This window comes from Planotetraspora mira (assembly GCF_016863275.1).
GTDB lineage: Bacteria > Actinomycetota > Actinomycetes > Streptosporangiales > Streptosporangiaceae > Planotetraspora > Planotetraspora mira.
The window spans coordinates 1-16,330 of sequence record NZ_BOOO01000021.1 but is presented as its reverse complement, the minus strand read 5'-3'; the positions used below and the strand labels follow the sequence as shown (position 1 = coordinate 16,330).

At 69.9% G+C, this 16,330-nt stretch carries 11 protein-coding genes; 7 read left to right on the top strand and 4 right to left on the bottom strand.

The features are described from left to right. The first annotated feature begins 27 nt into the window (after positions 1-27). Both Pmi06nite_RS21145 and Pmi06nite_RS21140 read left to right on the top strand, forming a co-directional pair. Positions 28-756: a siderophore-interacting protein gene (locus Pmi06nite_RS21145; protein WP_203954807.1), complete on the top strand. Its 729-nt coding sequence runs from the start codon at positions 28-30 to the stop codon at positions 754-756. Positions 757-808: 52 nt separating this feature from the next. After that, a complete protein-coding gene (locus Pmi06nite_RS21140) occupies positions 809-3,988 on the top strand; it encodes an AfsR/SARP family transcriptional regulator (protein WP_203954806.1) in 3,180 nt (1,059 codons plus the stop codon). A 9-nt stretch (positions 3,989-3,997) separates the two neighbouring features. On the opposite strand, the gene Pmi06nite_RS21135 is transcribed toward Pmi06nite_RS21140, so the two are convergent. Together Pmi06nite_RS21135 and Pmi06nite_RS21130 are read right to left on the bottom strand one after the other, a co-directional pair. Next, positions 3,998-4,762 (bottom strand): ABC transporter permease, encoded by a 765-nt coding sequence (locus Pmi06nite_RS21135; RefSeq protein ID WP_203954805.1) that lies wholly within the window; start codon positions 4,760-4,762, stop codon positions 3,998-4,000. Beyond that, on the bottom strand, positions 4,759-5,781 hold the full coding sequence (locus Pmi06nite_RS21130; RefSeq protein WP_203954804.1) for an ATP-binding cassette domain-containing protein: 1,023 nt from the start codon (positions 5,779-5,781) through the stop codon (positions 4,759-4,761). Before Pmi06nite_RS21130 ends, Pmi06nite_RS21135 begins: the two co-directional genes overlap by 4 nt. 415 nt (positions 5,782-6,196) lie before the next feature. On the opposite strand from Pmi06nite_RS21130, the gene Pmi06nite_RS21125 reads away from it, so the two are divergent. From Pmi06nite_RS21125 to Pmi06nite_RS21105, 5 genes are all read left to right on the top strand, one after another. Then, a complete protein-coding gene (locus Pmi06nite_RS21125; RefSeq protein ID WP_203954803.1) occupies positions 6,197-7,534 on the top strand; it encodes a cellulose binding domain-containing protein in 1,338 nt (445 codons plus the stop codon). A gap of 4 nt (positions 7,535-7,538) precedes the next feature. After that, entirely contained in the window at positions 7,539-8,972 is a 1,434-nt protein-coding gene (locus Pmi06nite_RS21120; RefSeq protein ID WP_203954802.1) for a carbohydrate binding domain-containing protein, read from the top strand. Between the two features lie 388 nt (positions 8,973-9,360). Next, on the top strand, positions 9,361-10,953 hold the full coding sequence (locus tag Pmi06nite_RS42625) for a chitinase (RefSeq protein ID WP_203954801.1): 1,593 nt from the start codon (positions 9,361-9,363) through the stop codon (positions 10,951-10,953). A gap of 26 nt (positions 10,954-10,979) precedes the next feature. After that, a complete protein-coding gene (locus Pmi06nite_RS21110; protein ID WP_203954800.1) occupies positions 10,980-12,584 on the top strand; it encodes a cellulose binding domain-containing protein in 1,605 nt (534 codons plus the stop codon). A gap of 279 nt (positions 12,585-12,863) precedes the next feature. Next, complete coding sequence (locus tag Pmi06nite_RS21105; protein ID WP_203954799.1) at positions 12,864-14,192, top strand: putative hexosyltransferase; 1,329 nt, start codon at positions 12,864-12,866, stop codon at positions 14,190-14,192. A 15-nt stretch (positions 14,193-14,207) separates the two neighbouring features. On the opposite strand, the gene Pmi06nite_RS21100 is transcribed toward Pmi06nite_RS21105, so the two are convergent. Next, entirely contained in the window at positions 14,208-14,618 is a 411-nt protein-coding gene (locus Pmi06nite_RS21100) for a hypothetical protein (protein ID WP_203954798.1), read from the bottom strand. Positions 14,619-14,627: 9 nt separating this feature from the next. After that, on the bottom strand, positions 14,628-15,770 hold the full coding sequence (locus tag Pmi06nite_RS21095) for an AI-2E family transporter (RefSeq protein ID WP_239114080.1): 1,143 nt from the start codon (positions 15,768-15,770) through the stop codon (positions 14,628-14,630). Between the last annotated feature and the right edge of the window lie 560 nt (positions 15,771-16,330).

Genomic DNA, 16,330 nt, shown 5'->3' with positions numbered 1-16,330 from the left:
TGGCAGCCGTACAGAGGGAGATCCGTCATGGCCCGCGCCCTTCGCGAAATGTTGTTCCTCGTGGGTGTGATCGAGGACGTCCACCTGCTCACTCCGCGGATGCGCCGCGTCCGCATCTCCGGACCGGCGCTGAAGGGTCTCGCCTGGACCCCGGGCCAGCAGGTCAGAGTGCACGTCACCGACATGTTCGCCGCGAGGACGTGGCTGCGGGGAGCGGTGGGCGACGTGCTGCGCACCTACTCGATCTGGGCCGCCGACGGCGACGCCGGCACCCTCGACCTGGTCGTCTTCGACCACGAGGGCGACTCCCCCGGCAACCTCTGGGCGAGGGGGGCCACCCCCGGCCAGGAGGTCACCTTCTCCCGCCCCCAGGGCGACTTCGTCGTACGGCCCGGCGGCTACCACCTGTTCGCCGGAGACGAGACCGCCGCCGTCGCCTTCGGTGCGATGCTCGAGGCGATCCCGGCGGCCACTCCGGTCTACGGGGTGGTCGAGGCCGGCGCGGCGGAGGACCACCTGCCGCTCCCGCGCGACCTCGTGCGCGTGGAGCGCACGGGGGAGGCCGTCCCCTCGGCGGCCCTGCTGGAGGCCGTGAAGGCGCTCGATCTGCCGGGGGAGCCTGGAGTCGCCTACCTCGCAGGCGAGGCGCGGACCCTCCAGGCCGTCCGCAGGCACCTCGTCGCCGAGCGAGGCTGGCCGCGCAGAAGCGTCGTCACCAAGCCCTTCTGGACTCCCGGCAAGCGAGGCATGGACTGACAGGCCGGTCGCGAATCACCGTCCGCGGAGGGCGTCGGGCAGGATGTCGGTCATGCGGGTCAGCCTTCTGGGGGCGATGGAGGTAACGGACGACGACGGTGAGCGGATCGTCGTCGCGGGGCCACGTGTGCGGGCGCTGCTGGCCGTCCTCGCCGTACGGCCGGGACAGGTCGTGTCTGCCGACGGTCTCGTGGACGCGCTGTGGGGCGACGACCCGCCCGCGACGGCGGCCAACGCCCTGCAGACGCTGGTCAAGCGGTTGCGGGCGGCCCTCAGGCGTCCGGACGCCGTCGTCTGGCGAGCCGGCGGCTACGTCCTGGACGTCGACCCCACGCATGTCGACGTCCAGCACTTCGCCGTCCTGCGTGTCATCGGCGATGCGGGCGACCCCGCCCGCGCCGCCGACGCGCTCGACGAGGCGCTCGCCCTGTGGCGCGGGCCCGCGCTCGCCGACTTGCTGGGCGTGCCGTACCTGGCGAACGTCGCCACCTCCCTCGAGGAGCAGCGGCTCGCGGCCCTGGAGGGCCGGGCCGAGGCCTACCTTTCGCTCGGGCGTGACCTCGACCTGTCCGCCGAGGCCGCCGCCCACCCCCTGAGGGAACGGCTCTGCGCGCTCGCCATGCGCGCACTCGCCCGAAGCGGCAGGCAGGCGGAGGCCCTCGCGCTCTACGACAAGACCCGGCAGGCGCTCGCGGACGACCTCGGCGTCGATCCCGGACCCGACCTGCGCGGCGCCCACCTCGCCGTCCTCAGGGGAGAGATCCCCGGCGTACGGCGAGGCCGGCCGGACGGGGGGCGGACCACGCCCCCGCGCGCGCCACTCACCCCGGCCCTGCGCGCGCCGCTCACCACGTTCGTGGGGCGCGGAGACGAGGTCGCCCACCTCGGCGGACTGCTGAAGCGGACGCGCCTGGTCACGATCATCGGGCCGGGAGGGGCGGGCAAGACCAGGCTCGCGATCGAGACCGCGCTGCGTGTGTCGGCGCAGCCGCACGGCGGCCCGCGCCCGGACGGTGCCTGGCTGGTCGAGCTGGCCTCCGTCACCGACACCGTCGACGTGCCCCATGCCGTGCTCAACGCGCTCGGGATCATGAGCGAGCGGGTGGTCACGGGGGAGTGGCGGGAGGACGCCCGGGATCCGGTGGAGCATCTCGTCACCTCGCTCGCCGGCCGGGCTCTCCTGCTGGTGCTGGACAACTGCGAGCACGTCGTCGGCGCGGCGGCGGCGCTGGCCGACCGCCTGCTCAAGGAGTGCCCCGGAGTGCGGGTGCTGGCGACCAGCCGGGAGCCGCTCGGCGTCCCGGGAGAGACGCTCGCCCCCATCCCGCCGCTCGGCCTGCCGCCCGCGGGCGCCACGGTCGCCGACGCGTCGGATTACCCGGCCGTGCGGCTGCTGGCGGACCGGGCGGCCGCCGTACGGCCCGGCTTCACGCTCGACGAGGAGAACGTCGACGCCGTCGTCACGATCTGCCGCCGCCTCGACGGGATGCCGCTGGCGATCGAGCTCGCCGCCGCGCGGTTGCGGGCGCTCGGCCCGGCCCAGCTCGCGGCCAGGCTCGACGACCGCTTCCGCCTGCTCACGGGAGGGAACCGTACGGCACTGCCGCGGCAGCGGACGCTGCGCGCGGTGGTCGAGTGGAGCTGGGATCTGCTCACGCCCGACGAGCGGGCCCTGGCCGGGCGGCTCGCCGTGTTCGCGGGCGGGGCCACGCTCGAGGCGGCCGAGTCGGTCTGCGGCGACCCCGGCGAGGTGACGGCGACCCTGCCCCTGCTCGTCGACAAGTCCCTGGTCGAGGTGACCGACGACGGGCGTTACCGGATGCTGGAGACGATCCGGGCCTACGCGCTCGAGCGGCTCGCCGAGGCGGGGGAGTCCGGCGAGTTCCACAGGCGGCACGCCCGGCACTTCCTGGCTCTCGCCGAGGAGGCCGAGCCGCACCTGCGGGCAGCCGGGCAACTGGAATGGATCGCGCGGCTGGGCGCCGAACAGGACAACCTCCACGCCGCGCTCCGCTGGGCGATCGACTCCGGCGACGTGGAGATCTCCCTGCGGTTGTGCGGCGAGCTGAGCTGGTACTGGTGGGTGCGCGGATACGGGAGCGAGGCGGCCGTCTGGGCCGGCCGGGTCGTCGACCTCGTCGGCGACCGGCCGCCCACCGGCCTGCTCCGGCACTACGCCGCGTGCCGATTCGGTATCGCCGCCCTCCAGCTGGGCCACGCGATGGCCGATCGCGAGCGGATCGACGCCATGTTCCGGGAGATGGAAAGCCTGATCGCCGCGGCCGAGCGCGAAGGCCCCGTCCATCCGATGTTGCTGATCGTGCGCGTGGTCATCGCGGCCATGTCCGGTCAGGACGAGCGCGCCCGCAGTTTCCTGCAGCAGTACGCCGAGTCGGACGACCCCTGGCTGGCCAACTCCGCGCTGATGATCCGCGGGGGGTCGCTGGGGCTCTCCGCCGACCCCATGCGGGACCTCGAGGCCGCGGTCGCCGGGTTCAGGAGAACGGGCGACCGCCGGGGCCTGAGCGAGTCGCTGCTCGCACTGGCCACCCTCCGCGCCAGACGCGGCGACCTGCCGTCCGAGCTCGTCGACGAGATCATCGCGCTGACCGGTGAGTGGATGAGCCCGGAGGACACGATCTCGGCGCTGACCCGGCTGGCGCACCTCAGGATGGGGGCCGGCGACCTTGAGGGCGCGATGAGCGACCTGGCCACGGCGCGCGCCCGGTTGTCGGACGCCATGTCGTCCCACACCCTGCTCCAGCTCAGGATCGCGGAGGCCGAGGTCGCGCGTCACGGCGGAGACCTCGGCGCCACCGTCGCCGCCTACGAGGACGTTGTGGCCCTGCTGGACGACGTCACGATCCCGCAGCAGGCCGCGATGGCGCGAGGCGGGTACGGCAGGGCTCTTCTGGAAAGGGGCGACCTGGCCGGCGCTCTGCGCGAGCACCGGGCGGCGGTCGCGGCGCTCGGCACCCACCCCGACGTCCCCGTCCTCGCCCTGCTCGTCGCCGGCTCCGCCATGGTCGCCCTGGCGGAGGGGAGCACGGAGAGGGCGGCCGTCCTGTTCGGCGCCGCGGACGCCGTACACGAGGGGTGGCACGCCGACCCCGACGCCCTCCGGGCGATGGAGTCGGCGAAGGCCGGAGGGGGCGCCGTCTTCGTGGAGGCCTACGAACGAGGACGCGCGCTGTCGGCCGAGGAGATCCGCCGGGTGACGACGGGCGGGTGAGCCCGCCGATCACCTGATCCTGCGCGAGTAGGCGCGCACGGCGAGCGGGACGAAGGCGGCGGCGATGGCGGCGGCCCAGCCCAGGGTGATCCAGATGTGCGCTCCCGCAGGCCCGCCGGTGAACAGGGCGCGCAGGGAGTCGGCCAGGTGCGAGACCGGGTTCAGGGCCGCCCACCACTGGAGCACGCTCGGCAGGTTCGCGGCCGGGATGAGGGCCGTGCTGCCGAACGTCAGCGGGAGCAGGACGGCCGTGGCCATGCCCTGCATCGAGGCCGCGGACTTCGCCCGCAGGCCGAGCCACGCCGACACCCAGCCGAGCGCCAGCGTGAACACCAGCAGCAGCGCGACGCCCCCGAGGGCCTCCAGGGGTGAGGTGCGGATCCGGAAGCCGACCACCGCGCCGACGAGCAGCGCCACCGCGACGGTCAGGGTCATGGTGGCCGTGTCGGCGAGGATCCTGCCCATCAGGGGCGCGGATCTCGCGATCGGCATGCTCCGGAACCGGTCGAACACGCCGTTGCCGATGTCCTCGGCGAGCCGGAGGCCGGTCGTGATCGTCTGAGTGAGGGCGACCTGGGTCAGCACGCCGGGAAGCAGATGCTGCACCGCCCCGGCCTGGTCGCCGGACATCGCCCCGAAGACCACGACGAAGATCACAATCATGAAGATGGGCTGGAGGAGCAGTTGGATCAGCTCCCCGGGCTGGTTCCTGAGCGGCACCAGACTCCGCCAGGTCAGCGTCATCCCCTGGGCGAAGGTGTTGCGGGTGGTCATGCCGACGGCCTTTCTGCGCTTCCTGCGGGAGCATCTGCGGGATCGTGTGCGGGGCTTCGTCCGGGAGTTTCCGCGGGGCTCTCCGCCGGAGGTCGCGCCGGGGTGGAGACGAGCGAGAGGAAGGCCTCGTCGAGGGTGGGCCGCCTGAGCGCGTGCTCGGCGAGGACGATCCCCGCGTCGTCGAGCCGGCGGAACACCGCGGGCGGGAGCGTGGGGTCGAGGACCGGCACGCTGATCAGGCCGTTCTCGCCGTGATGCGGGCTGAGCCCGGTGACCTCCGCGAGAATCCGCGCGGCCTTCTCCGCGTCGTGCTCCGGCCGGATCTCCAGGCGCCTGTCTCCCGCACGGGCCTTCAACTGGTCGGGCGTTCCCCTGGCGCTCACCTTCCCCTGGTCGATGAGCACGATCTCGTCGGCCAGTTGGTCGGCCTCCTCCAGGTACTGCGTCGTCAGGAGTACGGTGGCGCCCCTCGCGATCTGCTCGCGCACGACGGCCCACAACTCCGCGCGCACCTGTGGGTCGAGGCCGGTGGTCGGCTCGTCCATGAAGATGATCGACGGCTCGCCGACCAGGCTCACCGCGAGGTCGAGCCTGCGCCGCATGCCGCCCGAGTAGGTCCCCGCCGCCCGATCCGCGGCGTCCCGCAGGCCGAACCTGTCGATGAGACCCGCCGCCCTCGCCCGCGCGGCGGACCTGTTCATGCCGAGCAGGCGGCCGATCATCACCAGGTTCTGCCTGCCGGTCAGTTTCTCGTCGACCGACGCGTACTGGCCGGTCAGGCCGATCAGCTCGCGTACCTTCGCGGGTTCCTTCCGCACATCGTGGCCGCCGACCCTGGCACTGCCCCCGTCCGGGACGACGAGCGTCGCGAGGATGCGGACCGCCGTCGTCTTGCCCGCGCCGTTCGGCCCGAGCACACCGAGAACCGAGCCGGCCCGCGCCTCCAGGTCCACCCCGTCGAGGGCCATCTTGTCGCCGTACCTCTTGACCAGGCCCTCGGCTTCGATCGTGTTGGTCATGTCCTGAGGATCGGGGCGCCCGCTGGCACGCCCCTGGCAGAACGCTGTCAGCGCGGCGGCCGGGCCTGAGGCACGAGATCTGGGCTTGAGGCAGAGATAAGGGTCGTTTAAGGTCGCGCCCTTGCCGGTCAGAAAAGCCCGCGACTACGCTTCCCGCCAGTCGTGGACCTCTGACAGAGCTCGTCAGAATTCCCTTCCGTTTGGGCCTTGCCGCCCCCTGTCGGCCGGGCTACGATCCGATCAACTCTTAGGAAACTTTCCTAAAAAAAGACCTTCGTTCACCTCCGAGACTGCGTCCCGTCACCAGACGCCAAGAAGCGCCGTACGGCTGGCGCCGTTTCTACTCGGCCGCCTCCGTGAGGCGTCAGCCGTACGGGTTCCATGACCTCCCATCTCACCCCCCAGAGGTTGTGACATGCAGATCAGGATCATCTGGCGTGTGCTGGCGGCGGTGGCCGCCGTCGCGCTCGCCCTCGTCGCCCTTCCCGCCCAGGCCGCCACCGCCACGGCCGTCTTCTCCAAGGACTCCGACTGGGGCTCCGCCTACCAGGCCAGATACACGATCACCAACACCGGGAGCGCCGCGCTCTCCGGCTGGACGGTCGAGTTCGACCTGCCGGCCGGGTCGTCGGTCGGCTCCTACTGGGACGCGCTGCTGACCAAGTCCGGCAACCACTACTCGTTCAAGAACCGCGAGTACAACGGGACCCTCGCCCCCGGCGCTTCCGCGGCCTTCGGCTGGGTGAGCACCGGCACAGGTGTCCCGGCGAACTGCAAGCTCAACGGCGCTTCGTGCGGAGGCGGGGGGTCCACGCCGACGCCGACTCCCACGCCGACGGTCACGCCCACCCCGCCGCCGACGACACCACCGTCGCCGGGGAACCTCAGGAGCGCGCCGTACGTGGACATGGGCGCCTGGCCGACCCCGAGCCTCACCGCCATGGCCTCGGCCTCCGGCCTGAAGAACTTCACGCTCGGCTTCGTCACCGCGTCGAGCTGCAAGGCGATGTGGTTCAACGCGTACGACCCGAGGCAGCAGTGGGGCAAGGACCAGATCGACGCGATCAGGGCCGGCGGCGGTGACGTGAAGATCTCCTTCGGCGGCGCCACCGGGATCGAGCTCGCCCAGGCCTGCACCGACGTGACCGCGCTGTACAACGAGTACAACGCCGTGGTCAACGCGTACGGCCTGAACTACATCGACCTCGACATCGAGGGCTCCGCCACGGCCGAGCCCGCGTCGGTCGCCCGCAGGTCGCAGGCGCTCGCCCGGCTCCAGCAGGCCCATCCCAACCTGAAGATCTCGCTCACCCTGCCGGTCCTGCCGAACGGCCTCACCTCCGACGGGCTGAACGTCGTCAGGTCCGCCCGGGACGCCGGGGTCAAGCTCGACGTCGTCAACGTGATGGCCATGGACTACTACCAGCCGGTCGACTACGGCGACGCGGCGGTCCAGGCGGTCAACAGCACGTTCTCCCAGATCAAGTCGCTGTATCCGAGCCTGACCGACGCCCAGGTGTGGCGCATGGTCGGCGTCACGCCGATGCTCGGGCAGAACGACGACGGCCGGATCTACAACCAGGACGACGCCCGGCAACTCGTGACCTTCGCCAAGGGCAAGCACCTCGGCCTGCTCGCCTTCTGGGAGACGACCCGGGATCGCAACGCCTGCAACGGCGCGCTCTACATGTGCACCAACATCGCGCAGTCGCCCTACGAGTTCTCCAAGATCTTCGCTTCGTACACGGGATGACGCCATGAAGAAACTGATCACCCTGGGCGCGGTGGCGTCCGTCGCACTCGTGGGCTTCCTGACCGGCACGGCGTACGCCGCGAACATCGCGGCCAACCCGGGATTCGAGTCCGGCCTGTCCGGATGGACCTGCTCGGGGTCGTCGGGGGCGCAGGCGGTCTCCACTCCCGTGCACGGAGGGACGAAGGCGCTGTCGGCCACCCCGGCGGGGAGCGACTACGCCCGCTGCCAGCAGACGATCACCGTCAAGCCCTCGACGAAATACACCCTGTCGTCCTGGGTGCGCGGCAACTACGTCTTCCTCGGCGCGACCGGCAACGGCGTGAGCGCCGAGACCTGGGGAGCGCCGGGCGCCGCCTGGTCCCAGCTGTCCACGTCGTTCACCACCGGGGCCTCCACCACCAGCGTGGCGATCTACGTCAACGGCTGGTACGGCCAGGGCACCTACTACGCGGACGACATCGTGTTCGACGGGCCGGGCTCGGTGCCGCCCACGCCGACGCCCACTCCCACGCCGACTCCCACCCCCACTCCCACACCCACGCCGACCGGGCCGCCGCCGAACCCGGGGGCCATCACCTTCGCGCCGTACATCGACATCACGATGACCACGCCGTCGCTGGTCAGCGCGTACAACGCGACGGGGGTGAAGAACTACACGCTGGCGTTCGCGCTCGGGGACAGCACCGGCTGCAACCCGGCATGGGGCGGCACGATCCCGGTCAACGACTCGAGGATCATCAACGACGTCAAGGCCCTCCAGTCCAGGGGCGGCCAGGTGATCGTCGCCACCGGCGGAGCGGCCGGGCCGTACCTGGAGCACAACTGCGGCACCTCGGCCGCACTGCTCGCCGCCTACAAGAAGGTGCTCGACACGGTCGGCACCAACTTCCTCGACGTCGACATCGAGGCCTCGATCGACGTCAACAAGGTGAACACGGCGCTCAAGCAACTCCAGACCGAGCGCGGGACCACCATCAGCTACACGATGCGGGTCCTCGGCCAGGACTACGGCATGGACCCGTTTTCGGTGCAGATCCTCCAGGACGCCGCGGCCAAGGGGCTCAACGTCATGGTCAACCCGATGCTGATGGACTTCGGCTTCTCCGGGAACTGGGGTGACGCCATGGTCTCCGCGGCGAACGCGACCGTGACGCAGATGAAGCAGATCTGGCCGTCGAAGACCGACGCGCAGATCAAGCGGCTGCTCGGGCTCACTCCGATGATCGGCAAGAACGACACGGGCCAGACCACCTTCCAGGCCGACGCCCGCAAGCTCCTGTCGTACGCGCAGACCAACCACGTGGGCCGGATCGGGTTCTGGTCGGTCGGCCGTGACAACGGCGGCTGCCCGAACGGCACCGTGTCACCCACCTGTAGCGGCGTCGCCCAGTCCAGCTACGAGTTCACGAACATCTTCAAACCCTTCACCGGCTGACCCCCTCCCTCCCTCCTCCCTTGCGCGTGATCATGCACAGGTTCGGGTGAAGCCGGTCTGACCAGCGGAAACCTCAATCATGATCATGCACAGATTCGGCCGAAGGCCGTACAACCTGCGGTAACACTGTTCGTGATCATGCGCGATCGACCGGCGTGCATGATCACGAACGGCGAATGCCCAGGTCGGCCGGGCCGGCGCCGAAAGTGTGCATGATCACGGATTGTGAACTGCCAGGTCAGCGGTACTTTCCCCGAAGGTGTGCATGATCACGGCAAAAGGGAGGTGGGGGGTGGTCGCCAGGAAAGTGAGTCTCATGTCTGCGCGAATGTCTGGGCGAATGTCCTGGCGAATGCCCGCGCCATTGGCCACGAGGAAATCTGGGCGGATGTCCGTGCGCAACTGGGCGGCGGCCGCCGTGCTGGCGCTCGGGGCGACCGCCCTGTGGGGCGGCACCGCCTCCGCCGCCAACATCGTCACCAATCCCGGGTTCGAGTCCGGCCTGTCCGGGTGGACCTGCCCGTCGGCCGCCTCGGTGGTCTCCAGCCCCGTCCACGGCGGCACCAAGGCCCTGTCGGCCACCCCGGCGGGGAGCGACTTCGCCCGCTGCCAGCAGACGATCAGCGTCAGGCCGTCCACGTCCTACACCGTCTCCGCCTGGGTCCAGGGGAACTACGTCTTCCTCGGCGCGACGGGCACCGGCACGACGGACGCGCAGACGTGGGGCACCCCCGGCGCGACGTGGAAGCAGCTGACCACGTCGTTCACGACCGGCGCGTCGACCAGCAGCGTGACGGTCTACGTCAACGGCTGGTACGGCCAGGGCACCTACTTCGCCGACGACATCGTGCTCGACGGCCCCGGCGGCACGAACCCCTCGCCGAGCCCCACTCCGACACCCACCCCGACGCCGACCGTCACCCCCACTCCCACGCCGACACCCACACCCACGCCGCCCCCGTCGAACGGCAAGCGCCTGCTGGTGGGGTACCTCCACGCGTCCTTCGCCAACGGATCCGGCTACATCCGCATGGCCGACGTCCCCGGTGACTGGGACTTCATCGACCTCGCCTTCGGTGAACCGACCTCGGTCACATCCGGGGACATCCGGTTCAACCGCTGCCCCGCCGCCGAATGCCCCAACGTGGAGAGCGACGCCGACTTCACCGCGGCGATCCGCGCCAAGCAGGCGGCGGGCAAGAAGGTCCTCATCTCCATCGGCGGCCAGAACGGCCAGGTCCAGCTGACCACGACCGCCGCGCGCGACAAGTTCGTGCAGTCCGTCGGCGCGATCATCGACAAGTACGGCCTGGACGGTCTGGACATCGACTTCGAGGGCCACTCGTTGTCGCTCAACCAGGGCGACACCGACTTCCGCAACCCGACCACCCCCGTGGTGGTGAACCTGATCTCGGCCATCAGGTCGCTCAAGGCCAGGTACGGCTCGAAGTTCGTCCTCACCATGGCGCCGGAGACGTTCTTCGTGCAGCTCGGCTACCAGTTCTACGGCCCCGGCCCGAACGGCTCGGCGGATCCGCGGTCAGGGGCCTACCTGCCCGTCATCCACGCTCTGCGGGCCGACCTGACCCTGCTCCACGTGCAGGACTACAACTCCGGGCCGATCATGGGCCTCGACAACCAGTACCACACCATGAGCGTGGCCGACTTCCACGTCGCCATGACCGACATGCTGCTCACCGGCTTCCCCGTCGCCGGTGGCACCACCTTCCCCGCGCTCCGGCCCGACCAGGTGGCGATCGGCCTGCCGGCCGCTCCGTTCGCCGGGAACGGCTTCACCACGGTCGCCGAGGTCCAGAAGGCCTTCGGCTGCCTCGCGAAGGGGACCAACTGCGGCTCCTACCGCCCGCACGGTGTCTTCTCCGGTCTCCGCGGGCTGATGACCTGGTCCATCAACTGGGACAAGTACAACGGCTCCGAGTTCTCGCGCAACCACCGGGCGTACCTCAACGCGCTCGGATGACACCCCCCAACCCCCTGCGAGGAACCATGAAACTACGGTCAGGCCCCGGCCTGCGCGTCCGTGCGGTCATCGCCGCCGCGGCGCTCGCCATCGTCGGCGGCATCGTCGCCGTCGCACCCGCGTACGCGGCGTCCGCCACCGCGGTCTTCACCAAGACCCAGGACTGGGGCACCGGGTTCGAAGGCAAGTACGTGATCACGAACGGGACGTCGTCGGCGATCAGCACCTGGCGGGTGGAGTTCGACCTGCCGTCCGGGTACAGCGTCGGCTCCGTCTGGGACGCCGCGATGACCAGGAGCGGCCAGCACTTCACCTTCACGAACCTCGGCTGGAACGGCACCATCCCGGCTGGTGGCACCGCGAGCTTCGGCTTCAACGGCAGCCCGGGCGGCTCGGGCGCCGCGCCGGCCAACTGCACGCTGAACGGCGCCTCCTGCGGCGGAGGCGGTCCGACCACGTCGCCCACGCCGACTCCGCCGGCGGGTGCGCCGGGCAAGCCGGGCAACCCGACGGTCACCGGCACCGCCAACGCGTCGATCTCGCTGTCCTGGGGAGCGTCGAGCGGCACCGTCACCGGCTACCGGGTCTACGAGGGCACCACCGTGCGGGCGACCGTCACCGGCACCAGCGCCACGATCTCCGGCCTGGGCACGTGCACCACGCACACCTACACGGTCAAGGCGTACAACGGGCAGGGCGAGTCCGCCGCCAGCGGCGCGGCGACCGCGACCACGACGGGCTGTCCGACCGGCGGCGGCAAACTGCCCGGCGCGCCGTACCTCTATGAGGGCTGGGGCAACCCGCCGAGCCCGGCCACGGTCATGAACGCCACCGGCGTCAAGGCCTTCACCATGGCGTTCATGCTCTCCGGCGGCGGATGCACGCCCGCCTGGGACAGCTCACGCCCGCTGACCGGCGGCGCCGACGCCACGGCGATCTCGCAGATCAAGGCCGCCGGCGGCAACGTGCAGATCTCCTTCGGCGGCTACTCGGGCAACAAGCTCGGGCCCAACTGCTCGTCGTCGTCCGCGTTCGCCGGGGCCGTCCAGCAGGTCATCAACGCCTACAACCCCGCCGCGGTCGACTTCGACATCGAGAACAGCGACGAGTTCGAGAACGAGGCCGTCCAGGACCGCATCCTCGGCGGCCTGAAGATCATCAAGCAGAACAACCCGAACACCAAGGTCGTCATCACCTTCGGCACGAGCACCACGGGGCCGACCTACTACGGCACCCGCCTGATCAACCAGTCGAAGGCGCTCGGCGTCAACGTGGACAACTACACGATCATGCCGTTCGACTTCGGCGGCGGCGCGAACATGTACCAGAACACCGTGAACGCGGCCGAAGGCCTGAAGAACGCCCTTAAGACAGCCTGGGGCTGGACCGACGCCCAGGCCTACGCGCACATGGGCATCTCGGGCATGAACGGTCTGTCCGACCAGCAGGAGCTCACGTCGGTGGCGACCTGGACCCAGATTCGCGACTACGCCAAGTCGAAGGGGCTCGGCAGGCTCGCCTTCTGGTCGGTCAACCGTGACCGCGGTTGCCCGGGCGGCGGCGTGGTCTCCAACTGCAGCGGCATCGCCCAGAACGACTGGGACTTCACCCGGATCACCGCCGGCTTCTGATCACAGGGCCGACCGGCCATGACTCGGCGGCCGGCGCGACGGAATCCCCCCTACCCGTCGCGCCGGCCGCCGCTTCGCGTCGGGGCCAGCAGGCCGATCAACATGCCCACGACCGTGGCGATGGCAAGGGTGATCCAGAGGCGAATCTTCATCGAAGTCTCCCATTTGTTACGCTGAGTGACAAGAGTACAACTAATGGTGACCGACGGTAGTGGGGGACGAAGAATTCTGGAGCCGGGTCGCCTCTTTACTGGTTTGTCGGGCAGGCTTGGCAGCGTCATGGACTACGCAATCCCGACGGGCATCGTCCTCGTCACCGGTGTCGTGCTCGCCCTCGTCGCGCAGTGGAAGGGCTGGAAGCCCTCACTCGCCGTCACGCTGGCGATCGGCGTGGGCTTCCGCGTGCTGATCCTCGTGCTCTCGGCCAAGGACAGCTGGCAGCCGGTCGACTTCGTCAACAGCTTCAGACCGGCCGGCGAGGCCATCGTGCAGCACCACGACCCGGTGCTGGAGAGCAACGGCGGCTGGCATTTCCTGCCGACCATCCCCTACGTGTACGGCCTGCTCCTGTGGCTGGGCATCCCCTGGGAGGTCGCCGGCCGCCTCGTCACGGTCGTCTCCGACATCGTGCTGATCCCGCTGGTCGGCAAGCTCGCCGGAGGCTCCGCCCAGAAGCTCCGCGCGTTCCAGTACGCGTGCAACCCGCTCGCCATCCTCGTCGCCTCGGTGCACGGCCAGGTCGAGCCCGTCTCCCTGGTCTTCGGCGTCGCCGCCTACGTCGTGGCGCGCGGCCCGGACGGCTGGCGGCCGTCGGCCACCCTTCCCTGGCGGCGGCCTGGTGACCTGCTGCGTCGCTTCACCCATCCCGTCGACGCCGATCGGGCCGCCACGAGGCGGGCCGTCTGGGCGGGTCTCCTGATGGGAATGGCCCTGTGCGCGAAGAGCTGGCCGGTGATCCTCATCCCCGGCATGCTCCTGCTCCTGCCCGGGCCGCGCTCCCGGCTGATCTCCCTGATCGCCGCGGGCATCCCGCCGGTCTTCTTCCTGCTCACGCTGCCCATCGGCGGGTGGACCGCGTGGGGGCAGCTGCCCGAGGTCCTCAAGACGATCGGCCTGCGGCCCGGCGACGTGCGCCCCATCACCGGCGACTGGGGATGGACGGCGATCCTCAACGGGGGCGACTGGGTCCTCAACCCCACGGCGCTGAAGCTCGGCCAGTACATGATCTACGCCGCGGTGGTGTTCTGCCTGCTCTGGTGGCGCAAGGCCGATCCCATCGATGTGACGATCGCGATCGTGCTGGCCTTCATGATCTTCACGCCACGGCTCGGAGCGCAGTACCTGATGTGGTTCATGCCGTTCCTCGTCGCCCGGCCGACCCGCTGGGCGTGGCCCACGGTCATCGGCTGCGCGGCCTGGTCCGCGGTGGGTTATCTCGTGCTGACCCAGTTCGCGGGGGAGAAGTGGGGCGAGTTGCACTCACCCTGGGCGATGAGCTCGATCATCCTGTTCCCCGTGCTCATCGCGGCGATGCCATGGGGCCGCAGGAGGTCCGAAGGAGTCGAGGCCGTCCCCACCGGCATCCCGGCCGCCCGCGTGGACGCCTGACACGGGCGCCCTCCGCTACCTGACGATCAGCCGGACCAGGTGGCCGTGACTCTTGAAGCCGGGCGGGTCGCCGTCCAGGACTCCGGTGACGCAGTCGAACACGCCGGGCTCGCTCTGCCGTACGAAGAAGGCGGGCTCGGCGATCGCGGACAGCAGGCGGATCGCGTCGCGGTGGATGTGCACACCCTCCCGGTCGCCGGACAGCGAGACCGTGACCTCGTAGACCCCGTCGTCGAGAAGGCGTTCGCCGAGGAGCAGCCATTCGGAGCCGCACGCACGCCGTAGATGCGGGAGCAGGTGCTCCTCGGGAGCCTCGGTCACCCAGCCGTCCCGCGGCATGGTCTCAAGCAGTTTTCGCACCTGCGGGTCCATCGCCGACCCGTCGGCAATGCCCGTGTGGCGCTCGTCGATGTCCCATCGCCGCATGCTCAGACATTACGCGCGGGGTGGCCGCTGAGCCTTCACCGGCGCGCCCTCCGCGGGCGCTTCGGCCGACGGTTCCGACGGTGTTCCGGACGGCTCGGCCGACGATTTCTCGGGTGGATCGGGCAGCCGGCCGGATATGAGGGCCGCGGTCCACTTGCTGTCCGGATCGCTGTCGATCAACAGCGCCCGGACCAGCAGGCTCAGCGGAATCGCCAGCAGCGCGCCGAGAGGGCCGAGCACCCAGGCCCAGATGATGAGCGACAGGAACGTCGCCGTGGTGGAGAGCCCCACGGCGTCGCCGAGGAACTTCGGCTGGATGAACGACTGGATCACGACGTTGATCGCGATGTACGCGATGATCACCAGGAGCATCGTCCTCGGGCCGCCGTCGAGCAGGCCGAGGAGCGCGGGGGGAACCAGTCCGAGGATGAATCCGATGTTCGGGATGTAGTTGGTGATGAGCGCCAGCACGCCCCACAGCAGGGGGAGTGGCACGCTGAGGATCGCCAGGACCGTGACGTCGAGGGCCGAGCAGATCAACCCGAAGATGGTCGAGACCACCAGGTAGCGGCGGGTGCGGGACGTGAACGACTTGAGGGCCTCGGCCAGTTGCGGCCGTTCCGCTGCGGCGGCGTCGACGATCCGGGAGAACACGGGAGCGTCCAGGCTCATGGCGAGGAGCAGCACCACGATCAGGAAGAGACTCGACAACACTCCGAGGAGGCTGCTGAGCACGCCCTGCGCGACTTCGATCATCTTGCCGGGATCGAACGAGGACAACGCCTTGTTCAACTGCTCGCTGCCGTAGCCGAGACCGGCGGCCCAGTGCTGGAGGTCGGCCACCATCGTCCTGAACTGCGTCGAGTACGTGGGCGCCAGGATCGCGAGTTGCGCGGCGGCGAGAGAGAGAACCGCCACCATGCCGGCCAGGACGAACAGGACCACCGCGAGCGGGACGACGACCTGCACCCAGACGGGGGCCCGATGACGGGACAGCCAGCCACGGAGGGGCGAGACGGCGATGACCAGCGTGAGTGCCAGGATCACCGGGCCGACGATGGACCCGACGGCCTGAATGCCGGCCAGGGTGACGACAGCGGCTGCGGCGCCGAGCATGGCGACGAGTGCGCGAGGAATCCGCTGTGGAAGCACGTTCCCGTATCTACCCCTTCTTTGAGGAAAGATCCGACAATTGGATCAGACGTCAACACTGGTGCGCTGATTGTTTCCGGCAGATCTACAGGCCGTTCCCAGCTTGCCGTGTCCGTACGGCCGGCCGCACCGATACACCGATGGCAACGGCGGGAAGCGTCGATGCGTTCCTGGGCGGGGGAGCCGGGTCGTGTGGTGAGGGCGCATCGTGGTCGCCTGCTTCGTGCGCCATGTGAGCTGGTTCGTGGGCCACATGAAGGGTGAGCCGGGATCAACGTCCCTAGTCCGGCGTGCGTCGCCTATCGGATCAAGGTGGTCTCAAGGGCTGCTAATCTTGTGGTCGTCGGCGTGGTTCGGCGCTCCCCTTCTGATCGTTTCGATGGTTGTGTTGTGGATGCGTCCGGCTGGCGCCGGTGCTCGTGTTCATGGTGTGGCTTTTCTGGCTCGGGTTTCAGGTTTCCACTTGCGTGGCGGGGCCTGAACGGGTAAGCTCGAGGGGTTGCCCTGGAGACGGGGTGGTCGGAATTCCTGTTGGATTGCGGGGTTCGGGTCAAGTGGTT